This window comes from Streptomyces sp. NPDC048353, from assembly GCF_055587165.1.
Genome location: NZ_JBVJGU010000012.1, coordinates 11,869 through 33,331, shown reverse-complemented (window position 1 = coordinate 33,331; position 21,463 = coordinate 11,869). Strand labels below are relative to the sequence as shown.

Sequence of the window (21,463 nt, the reverse complement as noted above, 5' to 3'; positions counted from 1 at the left end):
CACCGGTCTCGCCGGTCTCGCCGGTCTCGCCGGTCTCACTATCCCGCCGGTCGTGCCGTTCGCGCCGTTCGCGCCGGTCGTGTCTCAGCCGATGACCCGGCCGTTGACGATCACCCGGCGCGGTGCCGCCAGGACGCGGACGTCCGCGCGCGGGTCGTCGTCGTAGACCACCAGGTCGGCCGGGGCGCCCTCCTCCAGCGAGGGGCGGCCCAGCCAGGACCTGGCGCCCCAGGCGGTCGCCGAGAGGGCCTCGATCGGCGGGATGCCGGCCTTTACCAGCTCCTCGACCTCGGCCGCCACCAGGCCGTGGGCCAGCGAGCCGCCCGCGTCGGTGCCGACGAAGACCGGGATGCCCGCGTCGTAGGCCGAGCGGACGGTGTCGTACCGCCTCGCGTGCAGGCGTCGCATGTGCGCCGACCAGCGCGGGAACTTCTTCTCGCCGCCGTCCGCGAGGTGCGGGAAGGTGGCGATGTTGACGAGCGTGGGGACGATCGCGACGCCCCGCTCGGCGAAGAGCGGGATGGTCTCCTCGGTCAGCCCCGTGGCGTGCTCGATGCAGTCGATGCCCGCCTCGACCAGATCCCGCAGCGAGTCCTCGGCGAAGCAGTGCGCCGTGACCCTCGCCCCGAGGCGGTGCGCCTCCGCGATCGCCGCCTCGACCTCGGCGCGCGGCCAGCAGGCGGTCAGGTCGCCCGCCTCGCGGTCGATCCAGTCGCCGACGAGCTTGACCCAGCCGTCACCGCGCCGGGCCTCCCGGCCGACATACTCCACCAGGTCGGCGGGCTCGATCTCATGGGCGTAGTCACGGATGTAGCGGCGGGTCCTGGCGATGTGACGGCCCGCGCGGATGATCTTCGGGAGGTCGTCGCGGTCGTCGATCCAGCGGGTGTCGGACGGGGATCCGGCGTCACGGATCAGGAGCGTGCCCGCGTCACGGTCGGTGAGGGCCTGCTTCTCGCTGGTGGCCTCGTCCACCGGGCCGTGCCGGTCGAGCCCGACGTGGCAGTGCGCGTCGACGAGGCCGGGGAGGGCCCAGCCCGTCACGGTCAGTGTGTCGCCGGCCGGGAGCCCCGTGGGGCGCTCGAAGGTGATCCGCCCGTCGACCGCCCACAGCTCGTCCCGGACGTCCTCCGGGCCGACGAGCACCCGCCCCTTCACATGCAGCACCACGTGATCGCTCATGCCTGCACTGTACGAGGGGCGGGTGCCCCGCCGGGAGCCCCTCCCGAGACTCGTCGCCCGGCCCACCGGGCCCGGTCCCGAGGCTCGTCGCCTGACCCGGCCCGCCCCCTCCGCCGGCTCCTCGCCCGGCCCGCCGGGACCCCGGTGCGGCCCCGGGCCCCGGCCGCCCCCTCGGTACGCTGAGCCGAGCCCCACCTGCACCGATCCGAGTCGAAGAAGGCACCGCCGTGACCGTGACACACCCGTTTCTGGACCTGCCTCCGCTGACCGCCGCGCGCTTCGCGTCCATCGAGCGGCGGGTCGCCGCCCTGCTCTCCACCGAGCAGGACGTGGTGATCACCCAGGGCGAGGCGCTGCTGCCCCTGGAGGGCTGCATCCGCAGCGGGGCGCGGCCCGGTTCGACCGCCCTGAACATCGTCACCGGCCCGTACGGCCAGACCTTCGGCGACTGGCTGCGGGACTGCGGCGCCACCGTCGTGGACCTGTCCGTGCCCTTCCACACGGCCGTGACGGCCGCGCAGGTGGCCCGCGCCCTCGACGAGCACCCGGAGACCGATTTCGTGTCCCTGGTGCACGCGGAGGCGGCGACCGGCAACACCAACCCCGTCGCGGAGATCGGCGAGGTCGTGCGGGCGCACGGCGCGCTGTTCTATCTGGACGCGGTGGCGTCGATCGGCGCCGAGCCGGTGCTGCCCGACGCCTGGGGCGTCGACCTGTGCATCATCGGCGCGCAGAAGGCGATGGGCGGCCCGGCCGGCGTGTCGGCCGTCTCGGTCAGCGAGCGGGCCTGGGAGCGGTTCGCCGCGAACCCGCGGGCGCCGCGCCGCTCGTACCTCTCCCTCCTCGACTGGAAGGAGCGCTGGATCGACGGCGGGCGCAAGGCCCTGCCGCACGCGCCGGCGCAGCTGGAGATGCTGGGCCTGGAAGCGTGCGTGGAGCGGATCGAGGCCGAGGGACTGGACACGCTGATGGCGCGCCACGCGGCGGCGGCGGCGGCGACCCGCGCGGGCGCGGCGGCGCTGGGCGGGGGCCTGGAGCCGTACGTGTACGAGGCGCGGGACGCGGCCCCGGTCGCCACCACGCTGCGCTCCCCCGAGGGTGTCGACGCCTCCGAGCTGGTGGCCCGTGCACTGGCCGTCGATCCCTCGGTGCCGCTGATCGCGGGCGGCGGCGCGCTGGCGAAGGAGATGATCCGGGTCAACCACTACGGCGCGGACGCGACCCGGGACACGGTGTCGGCCTCACTGGCGGCGCTGGGCACCGCGCTCGGCGGGACGGGCCGGGCGGTCGACCCGGAGGCGGCGCTGCGCGCGGCCGCGGCGGCGTGGGGGTAAGGAAAGCCCCTAGGGCCCGCCCCGCGGCGGGCCCCGTCGTACACGAAATGCCGCGACCGGCTTCCCGGTCGCGGCATTTCACATTTCCGAGGGAAATACCGGCGCGCCTTCCGCAAGCGAATTCCCTTTCCCGTCCAATTGAGGTCTCCGGCTTCTTCTGCCCCGAATCCGCGAGCGCAAACGCTAGAGTTTGCTCACCACTTCCGGACGTTGTTGATGTTGTGACGGACTCCACATCGCGTCCGTTTCGTACGGGTATTTACGGGCAAATCGGTCGTCTTTCGCGCTCGCGCGGATAACACGTTCCGGCCACTTTGCCCACCCCTTCCGGGGGTGCAATCGAGAATTCCGCTGGGTAAATTCCCTCAGCATGACCGCCGCACAAGCAGCCATGACCGTAGAAAGCCCACGAGTAGAGGACGGAGCCGCGATCTGGCGCATTGCCCGCGATTCCGAGGTACTGGACCTGAACTCCTCGTACAGCTATCTGCTGTGGTGCCGCGACTTCGCCGCCACGTCACTGGTCGCACGCGACGCCGACGGGGAGCCGATCGCCTTCGTCACCGGATACCTGCGGCCGGACCGTCCCGGCACCCTCGTCGTCTGGCAGATCGCCGTCGGTGACGGACACCAGGGCCGGGGCCTCGCCGGGGTGCTCCTCGACGCGCTGACCGCGCGGATCGCCCCCGACGCCGTGGAGACGACCGTCACGCCGGACAACACGGCATCCGACCGGCTCTTCACGTCCTACGCCCGGCGGCACGGGCTCCGTCTGGAGCGCGAGGTCCTCTTCGACGGGGGCCTGTTCCCCGACGGCGCCACCCACGAGCCCGAAGTCCTGTACCGCATCGGCCCCTTCCAGCCCACAGGAGAATCGCTGTGACCATCACCCCGCCCGCCCACCCGATCCCCACCGCCCTCGGCCGAGCGGCCTATGACGGCGCGCCCTCCGCACTCAGCGTCTTCGAAAGCCTGGAGTCGGAGGTGCGCAGCTACTGCCGTGGCTGGCCCACCGTGTTCGACCGGGCCCAGGGCGCCCACCTCGTCGACGAGGACGGGCACACCTACCTCGACTTCTTCGCGGGGGCCGGTTCGCTCAACTACGGCCACAACAATCCCGTGCTGAAACGGGCTCTCATCGACTATCTGGAACGCGACGGGATCACCCACGGTCTCGATATGGCGACCACCGCCAAGCGGAGCTTCCTGGAGACCTTCCAGAAGGTCGTGCTCGAGCCGCGTTCGCTGCCGTACAAGGTGATGTTCCCCGGCCCGACCGGCACCAACGCGGTGGAGTCGGCTCTGAAGCTGGCGCGCAAGGTGAAGGGCCGCGAATCCGTGGTCTCCTTCACCAACGCCTTCCACGGCATGTCGCTCGGCTCGCTCGCCGTCACCGGCAACGCCTTCAAGCGCGCCGGCGCCGGTGTTCCGCTGGTGCACGGCACCCCGATGCCGTTCGACAACTACCTCGACGGCCAGCTGCCGGACTTCCTCTGGTTCGAGCGGCTGCTGGAGGACCAGGGCTCCGGTCTGAACAAGCCCGCCGCCGTGATCGTGGAGACCGTGCAGGGCGAGGGCGGCATCAACGTCGCCCGCGCCGAGTGGCTGCGCGCCCTCGCCGACCTGTGCCGCCGCCAGGACATGCTGCTGATCGTCGACGACATCCAGATGGGCTGCGGGCGGACCGGCGCGTTCTTCTCCTTCGAGGAGGCCGGCATCACCCCCGACATCGTGACGCTGTCGAAGTCGATCAGCGGCTACGGCCTGCCGATGTCGCTCTGCCTGTTCCGCCCGGAGCTCGACGTGTGGGAGCCGGGCGAGCACAACGGCACCTTCCGCGGCAACAACCCGGCCTTCGTCACCGCCACGGCCGCGCTGGACGCCTACTGGGCCGACGGCCAGATGGAGAAGCAGACCATGGCCCGCGGCGAGCAGGTCGAGCAGGCGCTCCTCGCCCTCTGCGAGGAGAACTCCGCCGACGGCGCCCACTACCGCGGCCGCGGTCTGGTGTGGGGCCTGGAGTTCGCGGACCGCACGCGGGCCTCGAAGGTCTGCGCGCGCGCCTTCGAGCTGGGCCTGCTGCTGGAGACCTCGGGCCCGGACAGCCAGGTCGTCAAGCTGCTGCCGCCGCTGACCATCTCGCCCGAGGAGCTGGACGAGGGGCTGCGCACGCTGTCCCGCGCGGTCCACGAGACCGCCTGATCAACCCGTACACCCAAGGGAGTTGCACCTACCGTGATCGTCCGATCGTTCAAGGACATCGAGAACACCGACCGCCACGTCAGGTCCAAGTCCGGTACCTGGGAGAGCAAGCGGATCGTCCTCGCCAAGGAGAAGGTCGGCTTCTCGCTCCACGAGACCGTGCTGTACGCGGGCACCGAGACGTCCATGTGGTACGCCAACCACATCGAGGCCGTCCTGTGCGTCGAGGGCGAGGCCGAGCTGACGGACGACGAGACCGGCGAGAAGCACTGGATCGAGCCCGGCACCATGTACCTGCTGGACGGGCACGAGCGCCACACACTGCGCCCGAAGACCGACTTCCGGTGCGTATGTGTCTTCAACCCGCCCGTCACCGGGCGGGAGGACCACGACGAGAACGGGGTGTACCCCCTGCTCACGGAGGAGGCCTGAGCATGACCGACGTACTGACCGACCACACGAAGTCGACCGACCTCTACCCGACGCGCGGCGCCTCGGAGGTGCTCACGCCCCGGCGCGACCCGGTGGTGTGGGGCCGTGGCGGCCCGGGCCTGGACTCGTACGAGCGGGACGGCTTCCTCGCCCAGCCCGACCTGCTGACCGACGACGAGGTCGCCGTCTACAAGTCCGAGCTCGACCGGCTGATCGCCGATCCGGCGGTACGGCAGGACGAGCGCTCGATCATCGAGCCGCAGTCCGGCTCCGTCCGCTCGGTCTTCGAGGTCCACCGGATCAGCGAGGTCTTCGCCCGGCTCGTCCGGGACGAGCGCGTGGTGGGCAGGGCCCGCGAGATCCTCGGCTCGGACGTGTACGTCCACCAGTCGCGGATCAACGTGAAGCCCGGCTTCGGCGCCTCCGGGTTCTACTGGCACTCGGACTTCGAGACCTGGCACGCCGAGGACGGCCTGCCGCGGATGCGGACCGTGTCGGTGTCGATCGCGCTGACCGAGAACCACGACACCAACGGCGGCCTGATGATCATGCCGGGCTCGCACCGGACGTTCCTCGGCTGCGAGGGCGCCACCCCGAAGGACAACTACAAGCGCTCGCTCCAGATGCAGGACGCGGGCACGCCGTCCGACGAGGCGCTGACGAGCCTGGCGGACGCGCACGGCATCCGGCTCTTCACCGGCCGGGCCGGGTCGGCGACCTGGTTCGACTGCAACGCCATGCACGGCTCCGGCGACAACATCACGCCGTACCCGCGCAGCAACGTCTTCATCGTCTTCAACAGTGTGGAGAACACGGCCGTGGAGCCGTTCGCCGCGCCGGTACGGCGACCGGAGTTCATCGGCGCGCGGGACTTCACACCCGTACGGTGACGGGCGCGGGCCCCGGCTCCCCCACCGCGGACGCCCCCGGACATCAGGCCACGGCCTGGCGTCCGGGGGCGTCCGCGCGTGCGGCTCCGGCAGGCCGGCGGGATCCCGGGAGGGTCAGCCGGCGATGACGTCCAGGGCGCGGTCCGCGTCCGCCGCGCCGTTGTACAGGTGGAAGGAGACGCGCAGGTTCCCCGCCCGGGCGGAGGTGAGCACGCCCGCCTCCCGCAGCGCCGCCTGCCGGTCGCCGAGGCCCGGGACCGCGACGATCCCGGAGACGTCCGGCACGGGCGCGTGCCCGAGCGCCGTGAGCCCGTCCCGGAAGCGGGCGCCGAGCGCCTTGTTGTGCGCCTCGATCCGCTCGATGCCGATCTCCTCGAGCAGCGCCAGCGAACGGGCGGCGCCATGGTACGAGAGGAAGGCCGCCGGCTCGTCGAACCGGCGGGCGGAGCGGGCCAGTTCACGGACGGGACCGTAGCTGTTGGCCCACAGCTCCTCGCCGGTGACCCAGCCGGCGTGGATCGGCACGAGCGAGTCCTGCGCCTCCTCGGTGACCGTGAGGAAGGACGCCCCGCGCGGGCAGAGCAGGTACTTGTAGCCGCCCGACACGGTGTAGTCCCAGTCCCCGGCCCGCAGCGGCAGCCAGCCGGCCGACTGGGTGGCGTCGAGCAGCGTACGGGCGCCGTGGGCGGCGGCGGCCGCCCGGATCGCCGCCAGGTCGGCGGTCCGGCCGTTCGCCGACTGCACGCAGGAGAAGGCGACGAGCGCGGTCTCGGGCCGTACGGACTCCGCGAGCCGCTCCAGGGGCACGAACCGCGTCTTGAGGTCGCCGCGCACGGTGAAGGGGGTGATGACGGAGCTGAAGTCGCCCTCGGGGAAGAGGATCTCCGCGCCGGCCGGCATCGACTGGGCGATCATCCCGACGTGGACGGAGACCGAGCTGCCGACGGCGACCCGGTCGGGGCCGACCGCGGCGAGGCGCGCGAAGGCGGCGCGGGCCTCGTCGACGATGTCGAAGCTGCCGGCGCCGTCGGGGCGGCCGGCCGCGGTTTCCTCGGCGAGCAGGGTGATCGCCTCGATGGTCCTCCGGGGCAGCAGCGCGCAGGCGGAGGTGTTCAGATAGGTCTGCTTCGGCGCGAACTCGGCTCCGCCGAGGGGGTCCAGGGAATCCATGACCCCAGCCTGGATCCCCCTCGATCTCCCGTCAACGGCGAGCGATCAAGGGGAATCCCCAAGGGTCGCTTATACGTCGCAGGTCCCGTCGACGTCGCAGGCAGCCGCGTCGGCCGCGGGCCCGCCGGCCGGCTGCGGCACCCGGCCCTGCCAGGCCTGCTCCAGGGCCTGGGTGAAGACCTCGGCGGGCTGGCCGCCGGAGAGGCCGTAGCGGCGGTCGAGGACGAAGAATGGCACTCCGTTCGCCCCCAGCTCGGCCGCTTCCCGCTCGTCGGCCCGCACCTCGTCGGCGTACGCGCCCGGGTCGGCGAGCACCGCGCGGGCCTCGGCCTCGTCCAGACCGGCCTCCACGGCGAGGGTCACCAGCGTCCCGGCGTCGAAGACGGACCGCTCCTCGGCGAAGTTGGCGCGGTAGGCGAGGTCCAGCAGCTCGTTCTGCCGGCCGCGCGCCTTGGCCAGGTGCAGCAGACGGTGGATGTCGAAGGTGCTGCCGTGGTCCCGGCCCTCGGTGCGGTAGTCCAGGCCCTCGGCGTGCGCGTTGGAGGCGACGTGGGCCTCCATGGCACGGGCCTCCTCCCGCGTACGGCCGTACTTCGCGGCGAGCATGTCGATCACCGGCGCCGTGTCGCCCTGCGGACGGTTCGGGTCGAGCTCGAAGGAGCGGTGCACCACCTCGACCTCGTCGCGGTGGGCGAACTCCGCCAGTCCCTTCTCGAAGCGGGCCTTGCCGATGTAGCACCAGGGGCAGGCGATGTCGCTCCAGATCTCGACGCGCATGTTCTTGCTTCTCTCCGGAGGTGGCGGGGATGGGGGGGTGTTCCGAGGCGGGAACGCCCCGCCCCGCCGGATTCATTCCGCCCCCGGGGCCGCTGTGAGCCGCGGCACGCGCGCCCCTCGCCGGCGCCGGTGAGGGGCCGCGGCGCCGGCGATCGTTCCCGGCCGGGTCAGTGGCGCGGCAGGCCGAGCGGGTTGCCGTCGCGGAGCTCCGGGGGGAGCAGGTGCTGGGGGGTGGACTGGTAGGTGACCGGGCGCAGCCAGCGTTCGATCGCGGTGGCACCGACCGAGGTGGAGGTGGAGGTGGTGGCCGGGTACGGTCCGCCGTGGTGCTGGGCGTTCGCGACCGCCACGCCCGTCGGCCAGCCGTTGACGAGCACGCGGCCGGCCAGCGGGGTGAGCTCGGCGAGCAGGCCGGGGGCGTCCGGGTCGTCGTCGGTCGCGATCTGCAGGGTCGCCGTGAGGTTGCCGGGCAGCCGGGACAGGATCTCGCTGACCTCCTCGCGGGAGGAGTAGCGGGCGACGACGGTGACGGGGCCGAAGCACTCCTCCAGGAGCGGTTCGTGCCCGCCCTTCAGCAGGTCCGCCGCCTCGACGGTGAGGACGCCGGCGCTCACGGTGTGCTCCCCGCCGGCGCCCGGGGTGACCGGGGCGGCCACCCCCGGCAGCCCGGCCCGCTCCCGGACGCCGTCGACGAAGGCGTCCCGCATGCGGTGGTCGAGCATGACGCCGGGCTCGGTCTCGCTGACGGCGGCCGTGAGCGCTCCGACGATCCGGTCGCCCGCCTCGCCCGCGGGCGCCAGGACGAACCCGGGCTTGGTGCAGAACTGGCCCTCGCCGAGGGTCATCGAGCCCGCGAGGCCGGTCCCGACCTCCTCGGCCCGCTCCTGGGCCGCCGCGTCGGTGACCACGACGGGGTTGAGGGAGCCGAGTTCGCCGTGGAAGGGGATGGGCACGGGCCGGGCCGCCGCCGCGTCGAAGAGCGCCCGCCCGCCCTGTACGGAACCGGTGAAGCCGGCCGCCGCGACCAGCGGGTGGCGGACCAGCTCCACGCCGGCGTCGAAGCCGTGCACCAGGACGACGACGTCCTCCGGCAGCCCGGTGGCGGCCGCGGCGCGGCGCAGCAGGGACGCGCAGAGTTCGGAGGTGGCCGGGTGGTCGGGGTGGGCCTTGACCACCACGGGGCAGCCGGCCGCGAGCGCGCTGGCGGTGTCGCCCCCGGGGACGGAGAAGGCCAGCGGGAAGTTGCTCGCCGCGTACACGGCGACGACCCCGAGCGGGATCTTCCACCGCCGCAGGTCGGGCGTGGGCGGGGTGGTCGTCGGATCGGGCAGGTCGATGCGTACGTCGAGGAAGGCGCCCTCCTCGACGACGGCCGCGAAGGAGCGCAACTGGGCCGTGGTGCGGGCGAGTTCGCCGGTGAGCCGGACCGGTCCGAGCGCGGTCTCGGCGTCGGCCGCCTCGATGACGTGCGCGGCCGCCCCGTCGAGGAGGTCGGCGGCGGTACGGAGCAGGGCGGCCCGCGCCGTACGGTCGGCGAGCGCGCCCCGGGCGGCGTGGGCGGCCCGCACCGCCTCGTCGACCTCCGCCGCTGTGGCCTCCACCGCAACCTGTTCGCGCGGCTTCCCCGTCCGGGGGTCCACACTCCACACTGATTCAGCCGCCACCGACATGCCCCTCTTCACGAGCTGTTCGCTATTCTGAACACGATTCCTGTAGCTGAATGGGACTCTATTGACGGGCGGGCCGTCTCCACAAGGGGCGGCGACGAGAGGGGCGAGGGTGATGTCGACGGCCGACACGGGTGGGTCACAGGTCAAGTCCGCTGTGCGGACGGTGGAGCTGCTGGAGTACTTCGCCGGGCGGCCCGGGATGCACTCGCTCGCCGCCGTCCAGGAAGCGGTCGGCTACCCCAAGTCCAGCCTGTACATGCTGCTGCGCACCCTGGTCGAGCTGGGCTGGGTGGAGACCGACGCGACCGGCACGCGGTACGGCATCGGCGTCCGCGCCCTGCTGGTCGGCACGTCGTACATCGACGGCGACGAGGTGGTGGCCGCCGCCCGGCCCACCCTGGACCGGCTCTCCGACGACACCACCGAGACCATCCACCTGGCGCGGCTCGACGGCACCAACGTCGTCTACCTGGCGACTCGTCAATCCCAGCACTACCTGCGGCCGTTCACCCGCGTCGGCCGTCGGCTGCCCGCCCACTCGACCTCGCTGGGCAAGGCGCTGCTGGCCACCCACAGCGACGAGCAGGTCCGCAAGATGCTGCCGGAGACGCTGCCGGCGCTGACCGAGCACACCGTCACCGACCGCGAGAAGCTCATCGAGGAGCTGCGCCTCATCCGCGAGCAGGGGTACGCGGTGGACCGCGAGGAGAACACCCTCGGGCTGCGCTGCTTCGGCATCGCGATCCCGTACCGGACCCCGGCGCGGGACGCGATCAGCTGCTCGGTGCCGGTGGCGCGGCTGACCCCGGGGCACGAGCAGATGATCAAGGACGCGCTGTTCGACGCCCGCGACCGGCTGACCCTGGCGACCCGCCGGCTCTGACGGGCGCCGGCCCCGAGGGTGCGGGGCGGGGGCGCCGGAAGCGCCCCGCCCCGCACGGCGGTCAGCGCTCGGCGAGCGCCCGCTGCCACACCGGGCTGTCGACGTAGTGGTTGTCGAAGCGCTCGGAGGACTCCTTGATCTCCTCGAAGCTCGCCTCGCCCCGCATCACCCGGCCGAGCAGCCGCAGGTAGTCGAAGCGGGCCATGCCCGGCGTGAAGACGAAGAGCACGTCGGCCTCGGCGCCCGGGGCGGCGGCGAAGGCGTGCGGGGTGTGGGGCGGCACGAGCAGGAAGTCGCCCTCCTCCAGCACGCTCAGCTCCTCGCCGACCAGCACCTGGAGCGAGCCGCCCAGGACGAAGAACATCTCCGACGCCTTGGTGTGGAAGTGCGCCGGGGCGCCGACGGCCCCCTTCGCGAAGGACGAGCGGTAACTGGTGAGCAGACCGCCGGTGGTGTCCGAGTCGGCGAGGAGGGTCATCACACTGCTCGGGTCGGCGGTGGTCTCGGCGTCGGCGGCGCGGGTCAGGAGCGGGGCGAAGGTCTGCGGCGTGTTCATGAAGATCACTTTAGTGCGCACAGTGACCGATGACAGGGTGCATTCGGCACCCGAGATCATGGGTCAATTCCCGGGCCGTGCGTGACGCCGCCTCCCCGGGGCGCGACGCCGTCTCCCCCGGATGCGGGGGGCTCTCCCCCGGGGTGCGAGGCCGTCTCCCCCGCCCGGCGGAGGCGGATCGTCGCCGGGCAGGAGGTGCGGCGGCCGCCGGCACGGAAGCGTGAGAGCCATGACACGGACCCTCCCTCCCGCGCCGCGGCCCGCCGCCGCGGACCGCCCCGGCACCACCCGGGCGGCGCGCCCCGGCACCGCCCGCCGCGTCCTGCGGACCTTCGCCGCGGTGGCCTGCCTGCCCTACATCGCCCTCAAGATCGCCTGGGTGGCGGGCAGCGAGATCGGCATCCCGACCGGGAGCCCGCTCCTCGACCACCGGACGCTGCTGGTCGTCGCCAACACGGTCTCCGTGGTCGCCGACGCCCTGGTCGTGGTCCTCGCCCGGCTGCTCACCGAGCCGTGGGGCCTGCGCGTACGGGCCTGGCTGCTCGCGTTCCCCCTGTGGGTGGCGACCGGACTGCTCGCCCCGATCATGGTCGCCTTCCCCGCGCAGCTGGCCACCGCCCTGTTCACCGGCCCGGGGAACCGCACGGCCGACGGCGGTCCGGCCCGGCCGTTCCTCGACGAGTGGGTCTTCGGCGTCGTCTACGGAGGCTTCATCGTCCAGGGAGCGGCCCTGGGCGCCCTGTTCTTCCTCTACGCGCGGGACCGGTGGGGCCCCCTCTGGCGCGGCACCCTCGGCGAGCTGCCCGCCCGGTCCACCGGCGCCCCGGTGCGGATCGCGGCCGTGACCGCCGCCGTGCTCGCCGTCGCCTCCGCCGCGCCGCACGTGCGGTGGGCGCTCGGTTCCACGGCCGGCCTCTCGGCGGCCCGCATGGCACAGCGCACCTCCGACGTCGCCGTCCTGGAGTGGACGCGGGTGCTCTTCGCCGCCGTCGCCGTCGGCGCCGTCCTGCTCCTCGTCTCCCGACGGCCCCGCGGGCTCCCGGTCCTCGCCGTCCTCGGCCCCGGCTGGGTCGCCACGGGCGGTCTCGGCTGCTGGGGCGCGTATCTGAGCCTGGTGTCGCTGATGCCCGAGACCGATCAGGAGAAAGCGCACTCGGTCCTGATGGAGGTGACCTACGCTGGCGAAATGATCACCGGGTTCCTGCTCGCCGGCTGTCTGGCCGTCTTCCTCCGCCGACGCGCCGCGTGAGAGCCCGCCGGGCCGTCCGCGCCCTGCTCGGGCAGCGGACGCGACGACGGTGGATCCATCTCATCCTCGGCGGCGCCCTGTTCATGCCGTACTGGCTCGTCGGCACCGTGGTCGCGGGGCCGCTCGCCGGCGGGGCATCCGCGTTCACGGGCGGTCTGACGGCGCAGGCGGCGGCGTACGCCATCGGCGTGCCGATCGCCGCCGCCACCTCGTTCTTCCCCTTGGTCCGGCCGATGTCGGTGGCGGCGGTCCAGGCGCTGTGCGGGGTGCCGGCGCACCGGTTGGCCGACAGCCCGGCCCGGGGGCGGGCCGACCAGGCCCGGACGGCGGCCTGGTTCACGCTGCACCTCGGCGCCGGCGCGCTGGTCAGCGGGGCGTCCCTCGCCGTGCCGCCGTTCGCGCTCACGCTGATCGCCCTGCCGTTCTCGGCCTCGCTGCGGGCCTCGGCGGCGAGCCTCTACGGGAACGCGGACCACGCCTGGGCGGCCTGGGCCGGCGTCCCCCTGGGGCTGCTGATGCTCCTGGCGCTCTCCGCCGTCGCGGCGGGGGCCGGGGGGCTGCTCGCCCGGCTGGCCCCGCGGCTGCTCGGCCCGAGCCGGGTGGACCGTCTCGCGGCGGCCGAACGGCGCGCCGCCGAGCTGGCGGTGAGCAACCGGCTCGCCCGCGAACTGCACGACTCGGTCGGCCACGCGCTCAGCGCCGTCACGCTCCAGGCGGGCGCCGCCCGCAAGGTCCTCGACTCCGATGTGGAGTTCGTCCGGGAGGCGCTGGCGGCGATCGAGGAGACCACCCGGCGGACGGTCGGCGAACTGGACGCGGTCCTCGGCCTGCTGCGCCGGGGCGACGAGGAGGGCGAGCCGGCGGGGCCCGGGCTCGGCTCGCTCGACGCGCTGGTCGCGGGGGCGGGACGGCGGGTGGAGCTGACCGTGACCGGGACGCTGGACCGGATACCGGAGGCGGTGTCCAGGGAGGCGTACCGGATCGTCCAGGAGGGCCTGACCAACGCGGCCCGGCACGCGGAGGGGGCGCGCGTGACCGCGCGTCTCGCCCTGCACGAAGAGGAGCTGGAGATCACCGTGGAGAACCCCTTGCCCGGCCGCGCGCCGGTGGCCCGCCCGGACGGGGGCCGCGGCCTGCGGGGCATCGCCGAGCGGACCCGGCTGCTCGGCGGCACGGCCCAGGCAGGGCCGGCCGACGGGATGTGGCGGCTCGCCGTCCGGCTGCCCGTGGCGGGTGGACGATGATCCGGATCGTCCTCGCCGACGACGAGCGGATGGTCCGCACCGCCCTGCGGGTCATCCTGGACGCGGAGCCGGACCTCACGGTCGTCGGCGAGGCCTCGACCGGCGCCGAGGCGGTGTCGGTCGTCCGCGAGCTGCGGCCGGACGTGGTGCTGATGGACGTGCGGATGCCGGAGATCGACGGGATCCGGGCGACCGAGCAGATCCTCGCGGGGATGGCGGAGCCCCCGCGGGTCGTGGTGGTGACGACCTTCGAGAACGACTCCTACGTCTACGACGCGCTGCGGGTGGGCGCGGCGGGGTTCCTGTTGAAGCGGGCGGCGGTGGAGGAGCTGGTCGGGGCGGTACGCCTGGTGGCGCGCGGCGACTCGCTGCTCTATCCGGCGGCGGTACGGGGTCTGGCCGCCGAGCACGCCCGGCGCGGTCCCTCGGCGCCGCCGCCCTGGGCCGCCCGGCTCACCGACCGTGAGTCGGAGGTGCTGCGCCTGATGGCGACGGGCCTGACGAACGCGGAGATCGCGGCCCGGATGGGGGTCGGCCCGGCGACGACGAAGACCCATGTGGCGGCGGTCCTGGCGAAGACCGGCGCCCGGGACCGGACGCAGGCGGTGATCCTGGCGTACGAGTCGGGGTTCGTCAGAGCGGGGTGAGCCCGCACGCCGGATCCTGAATCGAACCTACACCCGACGACCGCATGAAGGTTCCCTGAGAAACCGGACACATCCGGAACGTCCGGTCCCCCTTCGGTCGTCCCGCATATGGGATGAACAAGACGATCAGGCGCGCCTCGGTCTTCGCGCTGCTCCTGGTGCTCGCCCTGCTGGGCCGGGCGACCTGGATACAGGCGTACGAAGGCAAGGCCCTCGCGGACGACAAGAGCAACCGGCGGAACATCATGGCGCAGTACGCGCAGCCGCTCGGGAACATCATCGTGGCCGGCTCGCCGGTCACCGGTTCGAAGAAGACGGAGGGCACCGACCTCGCGTACAAGCGGGACTACACCGACGGTGAGCTGTACGCGGCCGTCACCGGCTACAGCTCGCAGGCGTACGGCTCCACCCAGCTGGAAGGCATCTACTCCGACGTCCTGGACGGCACGGACACCCGGCTGAAGAACCCGCTGGACGCCCTCACGGGCTCGGCGCAGGAGCCGGGCGACGTCCTGACCACGATCGACCCGGCCGTGCAGAAGGCGGGGTACGAAGCGCTCGGGGACAACAAGGGCGCGGCGGTCGCCATCGACCCGAAGACCGGCCGGATCCTCGGCCTGGTCTCCACCCCGTCCTACGACCCCTCGAAGATCGCCGGCCTGAACGACGGCTCCGCCTGGCGGGAGCTGACCACCGACGAGGACAAGCCGCTGGTCAACCGGGCGCTGCGGCAGCCGCTGCCGCCCGGGTCGACGTTCAAGCTGGTCGTCGCGGCGGCCGCGCTGGAGGACGGGCTGTACGGCTCGGTCGACACGCCGACCGAGAGCCCCGATCCGTACACGCTGCCGAACACCCGGACCGTCCTGAAGAACGAGAACGCCTCCGCGCCCTGCGAGAACGCCACCCTGCGCACCGCCCTGCGGTACTCCTGCAACAACGTCTTCGCCAAGCTGGCCGTCGACCTCGGCCAGGACAAGGTGAAGGCGATGGCGGAGAAGTTCGGCTTCGGCGACACCGAGCAGGACGTGCCCGTGCGCGCCTATCCGAGTGTGTATCCGTCCGACATGGACAAGGCCCAGACGGCGTTGACCGGGATCGGCCAGTTCGATGTGACGGCCACCCCGCTGCAGATGGCCATGGTGTCCGCGGCGATCGCCAACGATGGACTCATGGCGTCGCCGCACATGGTCTCCGAGGTCTCCGACGCGGACGGGGACGCCCTGGAGTCCTTCGAGGACGGGAAGACCGAGCGGATCCTCTCCTCGTCGGTCGCGGAGCAGCTGCGGAGCGCCATGGTGACCGTGGTGGAGAAAGGCACGGGCGGCAACGCGGCGATCGACGGCGCGGAGGTCGGCGGCAAGACGGGCACCGCGCAGCACGGCGAGAACAACAGCAAGACGCCGTACGCCTGGTTCACGTCCTACGCCAAGGACGCGGGCACCGGCAAGGAGGTCGCGGTCGCCGTCCTGATCGAGGACTCGGGCGCGGCACGCTCGGAGGTCAGCGGCAACGGACTGGCGGCCCCGGTGGCGCAGAAGATGATGAAGGCGGCGCTGAGGTGACCTCGGTGTAGGCCAGAAGGAGGTGGCGGTCTCCTTCCTCACGTCCGCGTGGATCTCGCTGCAGGCGAGGCGGGAGTGGTCGTCGACGGCGCGCGGGGGCGGCGGGCTGTCTGCTTGCCGGGAATCGGATCGCCGGCAACGGGGTTGGTGGGGGGACGAGCCGTTATCGGAGGGGTCATGCGAGCGATTCAGGTGTACGAAGTGGGCGGTCCCGAGGTGCTGCAGGAGGCCGAGGTGGACCAGCCGCGGCCGGGTCCGGGCGAGGCGATCGTGGAGGTCGCCGCATCCGGGGTCAACTTCCTCGACGTCTACTACCGCGAAGGCCGGTACAGCCTCCCGCTGCCCTTCACCCCGGGCGCTGAGGGCGCCGGCACGGTCGTCGAAGTCGGACCCGGCGTCGCTGACGTCGCCGTCGGGGACCGGGTCGGTTGGGTGGAGATTCCCGGCACGTATGCCGAGCGGGCCGTCGTGGACTCCTCCCGGCTGGTGCCGCTGCCCGACGATATCGGCTTCGAGACAGCCGCCGCCGTGCTCCTCCAAGGCATGACCGCGCACTATCTCGTCAAGGACGCCTACCCGGTTCAGGGGGGCGACACGGTGCTCGTGCATGCGGCTGCTGGTGGGATGGGGCTGCTTTTGACCCAACTCATCACCCATCTCGGCGGCAGGGTGATCGGCACGACGTCGACCACGGCGAAGGCCGAGTTGGCGAAGCGTGCCGGGGCCGCTGAGGTGATCCTTTCCTCCGCGGTCGACGATCTCGCAGCCGAGGTGAGGCGGCTCAACGGCGGTCAGGGACTGCCGGTCGTCTTCGACGGCGTCGGCGCGCACACCTTCGATGCGAGCCTCGCCAGCCTGCGAACCCGCGGCCATCTCGTGCTCTTCGGCGCGGCAAGTGGTGCCGTGCCTCCGTTTGATCCGATGCGGCTCGCCGACGGTTCGCTGACCCTGATCCGGCCGAGCGTCGGGCACTTCATCGCCGATCGGTCCGAACTGCTCCGACGGGCCGCCGACGTGTTCGAGTGGGTGCGCTCCAAGGCGCTTGAGGTCACCGTGACGGGCCGCTACGCCTTGTCGGAGGCCGCCCAGGCCCACAGCGATCTGCAGGCTCGGCGTACCACCGGCAAGCTGCTCGTCGTACCCGATGCGGCCGCTGTGGGAGGCCGCGGGGAGACGCAGAGCTGATCCCCCCTTCAAGCTCCCTCAGCCGAGACCTGGCTCACCCGTCCACGACCTCCCGGGAGGACACCCTCTAAGGCCTTTCGAGGGGCTTGGCCATGAAGAGGGCCGCTTCGCCCTCGGATGGTGTGCCGGTGTAGAGCGTGGTGTCGAGGCCGCAGAGCCGGAATCCCATGCGCCGGTAGGCCCGTACCGCCGGGACGTTGACGCTGGTGACCTCCAGCCAGGCGGTACGGGCCCCCCGGTCACGGCCGTACGCGAGGGCGCGGCGCATCAGTTCGCCGCCGATGCCGCGGCCGCGATGCGCGGGGTCGACGGTGATCCGGCGGATGACGAGCCGGTGGTTCCACTCCTCGACGGCGACGGCGACGACGCCCAGGACCGTGCCGTCCGCGTCGACGGCCACGATCTCGTGCGCGTCGTCGTCGGTGTCCGGGGCGTCGGGTTCGTCCTCGGGGAAGACCTTCGCCAGGGGCGGGTCGACGGCGACCATGCGGAGTCCGAACCCGACGGCGCCCGCGGCGACTTCGTAGACGTGTTCCGTCGTGAACGAGTCGTCGAGCGCGGCGATCGCCGATTGGTCCGCGGGGCCCGCGACACGATATGCAAGGTCACTCATGACCCGAGCATAGATTCGACTCCGCGGAGGACCGCCGTGCGTCTGCCCCGTTCCCTGTCCGGCTGGACCATGGCCGTCTTCGGGCTGCTCGCCGCGGCCCTGGGGGTGGTGGGTCTCGTCTCCCCGGACACATTGCTCACGGTCATGGGCTTCGACCCCATACCCGGCACGGGACGCGCGGACGGAGACCACACCCTGGTCTTCCTGACCGCCTCCTCGATGGCGGCGCTGAACATGGGCGTCTACTACGTCCTGGCCGCCTGCGCCGACTGGAAGCCCTTCTTCCGCTGGACGGTCCCTTTCCGCCTCCTCACCTGCGCCGTCTTCACCCTGGCCGTCCTCACGGGCCGCGCGCCGGCGGGTTTCCTCGGCGTGGGCCTGTGGGAGGGCCTGGGAGCGGTGCTGACGGGGGCGGCGCTGCGGTACGAGAACCGCGGCGGGAGGAAGGCGGTGGCCTGACGCCGACGCCCCCCGCCCCGGCCGTGGTTCAGGCCGGCGTCCGCAGGGCCGCCCGCACCGCCGTGAGGTCCGCGTCCGAGGCAAGGCCCGCGTGGTAGAGGCGGAGTTCGGTCGCTCCGGCGGCGGCCGCGCGCCGCGCGTCGGCGGCCAGGGTGGCCGGGGAGCCTCCCATGCCCCTGACGATCGGGAGGTTGGCCGCGAGGACGGAGCCCGGGGCCGCGTGGGCGGCGAAGAGGGCGACCGAGGCGGCCGGGGTGACCACTCCGTCCGCGAGGCCGAGGACATGGGCCGGGTCGGTGCCGGCGTTGGCGCCGCAGCGGTCGGGGCGCGGGTCCGCGTGGAGCAGGACGCGGAAGCCGGGCGGGGCGGCCGCCCGGACCGCCTCCACCGCGGCCTCCTGGAAGGCGCGCGCGGTACGGATCCGCCAGGACAGGGCCGCGTCGGCGTCGGCGGTCCCGAGCCGTCCCGCGGGCCGCCCGGCCCAGACCGGTTCCAGGGCGGCCCGTACGGCCGCCGCAAGCCCGTCCGGGTCCACGCCCTCCGCCCCGTACCCCTGCCGGCAGGACGGGCAGAAGCACAGCGACATCAGGTACTGCTCCGCGTCCCCCAGCGGCACGCCCGCCGTCTTGTCGTGGGCGTGGAGGTGGGCCAGCCCGTACCAGCCGCAGGACTCCAGCTCGGTGCCGGCCGCCCCCGGCCGTACCGCCGCCTCGGCGGCGAGGTCGACCAGGAACGCGCGGACGGCGGGCATGGCGATGCACGGCGCCCAGGGGTAGCGGTCGCCGTACGCGTTGACGACCGAGGTGTCCGGACGCTCGGCGCCCAGCCGGGAGTTGTGGGCGAGGACGACCCAGCTGTGCACCTCCAGGCCCGCCTCGGCCAGCGCCCGCGCCGCGTCGCCGAACGCGTCGCCCGGCGCCCACTCCCCCGCCGGGTACGGCCGCGGGGCCCGTCCCGACCAGCGGGCCGGGTCCGGGGGGTAGAGCACGGCGGCGTGCTCGGCGGTGACGACCCGGTGCGCCGGGTGGCGGGGGGTGAGCGCGCGCGTGGAGTGGTAGGCGGAGGCGAGGGTGACCTGTGTGACGCCGAGGTCCGCGAGGAGGGCCGGCGCGGCCGGGTCGCCGACCACGTCCCAGGGGTAGACGAAGGTCCCGGCCCTCACGACGCGGCCCCGGCGCCCGCGCCGCCGTCCCGGCCCTCGCCCTGGGCGTCGGACCCGTCGGCGCCACCGGCTCCACCGTCCCCGGTCGCCAGCAGCGCGCGCCCGCGCTCGATGATCGTGACCAGCTCCTTCAGGTGCTCGGGCGCCGGCTCGCTCAGCGGGGGCCGTACCTCCCCCACGTCCAGACCCGCCATCCTCACCGCCGCCTTGACGAGGGAGACGGCGTATCCCCGTCCCTTGGCGCGGAGTTCGACCAGCGGCCGGTAGAAGCCGTCGATGAGCCGCTCCACGGTCGCGTCGTCCCCGGACGCGAAGGCGCGGTGGAAGGCGAGGGCGATGTCGGGGGCGAAGCAGAAGACGGCGGAGGAGTAGAGCGTGACGCCGATGCCGCGGTAGGCGAGGCCGGTGAGTTCGGCGGTGGGCAGGCCGTTGAAGTAGAGCAGCCCGAGGCCTTCGGCCCGTACGGCGCTGACGATCCGCTGCATGAGGTCGAGGTCCCCGAGGCCGTCCTTGAGGCCGATGACGCCCTCGACGCGGGCCAGGGCGACGGCGGTCTCGGGGGTCAGGACCGCGTTGTCGCGCTGGTAGACGATGACGTCGAGCGGGGTGGCGGCGGCGAGCGCGGTGTAGTGCCGCAGCAGCCCCGCCTGGTCGGCGACGACGAGGTACGGGGGCATGGCGAGCAGCCCGTCGGCGCCCGCCTCCTCGGCGAGGCGGGCGTACCGGATCGCGAGCGCCGTGCCGTAGCCGGCGCCGGCCACGACGGGGACGCGGCCCGCGGTCTCCTCGACGGCGGCGGCGACGCAGTCGCGGAACTCCTCCGGGGTGAGGGCGTGGAACTCGCCGGTCCCGCAGCAGGCGAAGACCGCGGCCGCGCCCGCCTCGACGCCGGCGCGCACATGGGCGCGGAAGAGGTCGAGGTCGACGGTGCCGTCCGGACCGAAGGCGGTGACGGGGAAGAACAGCAGGCCGTCGAGCCGGTCGGCGAGCGGGGCTGAGGTCACGGGCGCTCCCAGAGAAGTCCGTCGTGCACAATTCTGATTGTCGTCCATATTTATGAACACTTTCACGCTAGAGCAGCCAGGGAGCGCGGGTCAAGGCACTCACCCTCCCCCAAATGGACTCTTGACGGCCCGTCCAGGGACTCTTGACGACCTTGGAGCCACTCCTTAGCGTGTCCATGGTTGTGAATTCGATCTACGGACGGAGATCTCTTCCATGCCCGCACCCCGCACCGTCCTGCTCACCGGCGCCGCCGGTGGGGTCGGCACCCTCATGCGGGAGCTGCTGCCCGCCCACGGATACGACCTGCGGCTGCTCGACGTGGCGCCCGTCGACGGCGCACCGGACGCGATCGTCGCCGACCTCGCCGACCGCAAGGCGCTGCGGGAGGCCGTCCGCGGCGTCGACGCCGTCGTCCATCTCGCCGGGATCTCGCTGGAGTCCACCTTCGAGAAGGTCATGGCCGCCAACGTCACCGGCCTGCACCACCTCTACGAGGCCGCGCGCGAGGAGGGCGTGCGCCGGATCGTCTTCGCGTCGAGCAACCACGCGGTGGGCTTCACCCCGCGCCCGCGCGGCGACGATCCGCTCGTCCCGGTCGACACCCCGCACCGCCCGGACACGTTCTACGGCCTCTCCAAGGCCTTCGGCGAGGACATGGCGCAGTTCTACTGGGACGCGCACGGGATCGAGACCGTCTCGGTGCGGATCGGCTCCTGCTTCCCCGAGCCGACCTCGGTACGGATGCTGTCGATATGGCTGAGCCCGCCCGACTGCGCCCGGCTCCTGCACGCGGCGCTCACCGCGGAGGACGTGGGACACACGGTGGTCTACGGCTCCTCCGCCAACACCCGCCTGTGGTGGGACCTCTCCTCCGCCCGGGCGCTCGGGTACGCACCGCGGGACGACTCGGAGCCGTTCGCGGAGCGGATCATCGCCGAACGGGGGCTGCCGGCCGAGGACGACCCGGCGGAGGCGCACCTGGGCGGCCACTTCTGCACCGACCCGCCGCGCTGGCCGCACTGAACCCGCCCGCCCGGCACGGGGCCGGGCGGCACGGAGCAGACGGATACACGGGCCCGGCCGGACTATGCGGGGGAGCGCCGGCCGGGGCCCGGGTCACGGCATGCGTGGCACACCCGACCTCCGCACTGTAGGACCACCGCCCGGGCGGCACGATCCGCGCAGCGCGGCGGCTGTCCGGATAACGCGACGGACCTGTGGGGCGGGCCGCGCCCGCCGCC

Annotated in this window: 21 protein-coding genes; 13 read left to right on the top strand and 8 right to left on the bottom strand. The window is 73.0% G+C overall.

The window, feature by feature from the left end:
* Positions 1-84: 84 nt before the first annotated feature.
* Positions 85-1,182, bottom strand: coding sequence for an amidohydrolase family protein (locus tag ACZ6RC_RS31435; protein WP_469589687.1), 1,098 nt, complete (start codon positions 1,180-1,182; stop codon positions 85-87).
* 233 nt (positions 1,183-1,415) lie between these two features.
* Here ACZ6RC_RS31435 and ACZ6RC_RS31430 point away from each other — a divergent pair, with 233 nt between their 5' ends.
* From ACZ6RC_RS31430 to thpD, 5 genes are all read left to right on the top strand, one after another.
* Entirely contained in the window at positions 1,416-2,516 is a 1,101-nt protein-coding gene (locus tag ACZ6RC_RS31430) for a pyridoxal-phosphate-dependent aminotransferase family protein (protein ID WP_469589802.1), read from the top strand.
* A gap of 370 nt (positions 2,517-2,886) precedes the next feature.
* Positions 2,887-3,399: a diaminobutyrate acetyltransferase gene (gene ectA, locus ACZ6RC_RS31425; RefSeq protein ID WP_391140542.1), complete on the top strand. Its 513-nt coding sequence runs from the start codon at positions 2,887-2,889 to the stop codon at positions 3,397-3,399.
* A gap of 23 nt (positions 3,400-3,422) precedes the next feature.
* Positions 3,423-4,718: a diaminobutyrate--2-oxoglutarate transaminase gene (ectB, locus tag ACZ6RC_RS31420; RefSeq protein ID WP_391141184.1), complete on the top strand. Its 1,296-nt coding sequence runs from the start codon at positions 3,423-3,425 to the stop codon at positions 4,716-4,718.
* 33 nt (positions 4,719-4,751) lie between these two features.
* On the top strand, positions 4,752-5,150 hold the full coding sequence (locus tag ACZ6RC_RS31415) for an ectoine synthase (RefSeq protein ID WP_391140543.1): 399 nt from the start codon (positions 4,752-4,754) through the stop codon (positions 5,148-5,150).
* Positions 5,151-5,152: 2 nt separating this feature from the next.
* On the top strand, positions 5,153-6,040 hold the full coding sequence (gene thpD / locus ACZ6RC_RS31410) for an ectoine hydroxylase (RefSeq protein WP_391140544.1): 888 nt from the start codon (positions 5,153-5,155) through the stop codon (positions 6,038-6,040).
* A gap of 114 nt (positions 6,041-6,154) precedes the next feature.
* Here thpD and ACZ6RC_RS31405 read toward each other — a convergent pair whose 3' ends face one another.
* From ACZ6RC_RS31405 to ACZ6RC_RS31395, 3 genes are all read right to left on the bottom strand, one after another.
* Positions 6,155-7,210 carry an aminotransferase class V-fold PLP-dependent enzyme gene (locus tag ACZ6RC_RS31405; protein WP_469589683.1) on the bottom strand — a complete coding sequence of 352 codons (1,056 nt, stop codon included), beginning with the start codon at positions 7,208-7,210 and terminating at the stop codon, positions 6,155-6,157.
* 69 nt (positions 7,211-7,279) lie between these two features.
* On the bottom strand, positions 7,280-7,987 hold the full coding sequence (locus ACZ6RC_RS31400) for a DsbA family oxidoreductase (protein WP_469589679.1): 708 nt from the start codon (positions 7,985-7,987) through the stop codon (positions 7,280-7,282).
* Positions 7,988-8,154: 167 nt separating this feature from the next.
* Positions 8,155-9,651 (bottom strand): aldehyde dehydrogenase (NADP(+)), encoded by a 1,497-nt coding sequence (locus ACZ6RC_RS31395; protein WP_453615043.1) that lies wholly within the window; start codon positions 9,649-9,651, stop codon positions 8,155-8,157.
* Positions 9,652-9,769: 118 nt separating this feature from the next.
* Between ACZ6RC_RS31395 and ACZ6RC_RS31390 the strand changes: the two genes are divergently transcribed.
* A complete protein-coding gene (locus ACZ6RC_RS31390) occupies positions 9,770-10,540 on the top strand; it encodes an IclR family transcriptional regulator (protein WP_453615046.1) in 771 nt (256 codons plus the stop codon).
* A gap of 61 nt (positions 10,541-10,601) precedes the next feature.
* Here ACZ6RC_RS31390 and ACZ6RC_RS31385 read toward each other — a convergent pair whose 3' ends face one another.
* Positions 10,602-11,096 (bottom strand): cupin domain-containing protein, encoded by a 495-nt coding sequence (locus tag ACZ6RC_RS31385; RefSeq protein ID WP_391140549.1) that lies wholly within the window; start codon positions 11,094-11,096, stop codon positions 10,602-10,604.
* Positions 11,097-11,325: 229 nt separating this feature from the next.
* Here ACZ6RC_RS31385 and ACZ6RC_RS31380 point away from each other — a divergent pair, with 229 nt between their 5' ends.
* The 5 genes from ACZ6RC_RS31380 (at position 11,326) to ACZ6RC_RS31360 (ending at position 16,983) form a co-directional block, all read left to right on the top strand.
* Positions 11,326-12,345: a hypothetical protein gene (locus ACZ6RC_RS31380; protein ID WP_469589674.1), complete on the top strand. Its 1,020-nt coding sequence runs from the start codon at positions 11,326-11,328 to the stop codon at positions 12,343-12,345.
* On the top strand, positions 12,342-13,589 hold the full coding sequence (locus ACZ6RC_RS31375) for a sensor histidine kinase (protein ID WP_469589670.1): 1,248 nt from the start codon (positions 12,342-12,344) through the stop codon (positions 13,587-13,589). The genes ACZ6RC_RS31380 and ACZ6RC_RS31375 overlap by 4 nt, the downstream gene beginning before the upstream one ends.
* Positions 13,586-14,236 (top strand): response regulator transcription factor, encoded by a 651-nt coding sequence (locus tag ACZ6RC_RS31370; protein ID WP_453615054.1) that lies wholly within the window; start codon positions 13,586-13,588, stop codon positions 14,234-14,236. The genes ACZ6RC_RS31375 and ACZ6RC_RS31370 overlap by 4 nt, the downstream gene beginning before the upstream one ends.
* 113 nt (positions 14,237-14,349) lie before the next feature.
* Positions 14,350-15,798, top strand: a complete 1,449-nt coding sequence (locus ACZ6RC_RS31365) for a peptidoglycan D,D-transpeptidase FtsI family protein (protein ID WP_469589667.1) — start codon at positions 14,350-14,352, stop codon at positions 15,796-15,798.
* A 177-nt stretch (positions 15,799-15,975) separates the two neighbouring features.
* Entirely contained in the window at positions 15,976-16,983 is a 1,008-nt protein-coding gene (locus ACZ6RC_RS31360; RefSeq protein WP_469589664.1) for a quinone oxidoreductase family protein, read from the top strand.
* A 67-nt stretch (positions 16,984-17,050) separates the two neighbouring features.
* Here the strand turns inward: ACZ6RC_RS31360 and ACZ6RC_RS31355 are convergent, their stop codons facing one another.
* Complete coding sequence (locus ACZ6RC_RS31355; protein WP_469589661.1) at positions 17,051-17,596, bottom strand: GNAT family N-acetyltransferase; 546 nt, start codon at positions 17,594-17,596, stop codon at positions 17,051-17,053.
* Between the two features lie 69 nt (positions 17,597-17,665).
* Between ACZ6RC_RS31355 and ACZ6RC_RS31350 the strand changes: the two genes are divergently transcribed.
* Positions 17,666-18,055 carry a hypothetical protein gene (locus tag ACZ6RC_RS31350; protein ID WP_391141186.1) on the top strand — a complete coding sequence of 130 codons (390 nt, stop codon included), beginning with the start codon at positions 17,666-17,668 and terminating at the stop codon, positions 18,053-18,055.
* 28 nt (positions 18,056-18,083) lie between these two features.
* Here ACZ6RC_RS31350 and ACZ6RC_RS31345 read toward each other — a convergent pair whose 3' ends face one another.
* Together ACZ6RC_RS31345 and ACZ6RC_RS31340 are read right to left on the bottom strand one after the other, a co-directional pair.
* Entirely contained in the window at positions 18,084-19,217 is a 1,134-nt protein-coding gene (locus tag ACZ6RC_RS31345) for a hypothetical protein (RefSeq protein ID WP_391140556.1), read from the bottom strand.
* Positions 19,214-20,221 (bottom strand): 5-dehydro-4-deoxyglucarate dehydratase, encoded by a 1,008-nt coding sequence (locus ACZ6RC_RS31340; RefSeq protein WP_469589658.1) that lies wholly within the window; start codon positions 20,219-20,221, stop codon positions 19,214-19,216. Before ACZ6RC_RS31340 ends, ACZ6RC_RS31345 begins: the two co-directional genes overlap by 4 nt.
* A gap of 214 nt (positions 20,222-20,435) precedes the next feature.
* Between ACZ6RC_RS31340 and ACZ6RC_RS31335 the strand changes: the two genes are divergently transcribed.
* Positions 20,436-21,245, top strand: coding sequence for an NAD-dependent epimerase/dehydratase family protein (locus ACZ6RC_RS31335; RefSeq protein ID WP_469589654.1), 810 nt, complete (start codon positions 20,436-20,438; stop codon positions 21,243-21,245).
* Positions 21,246-21,463: the final 218 nt, after the last annotated feature.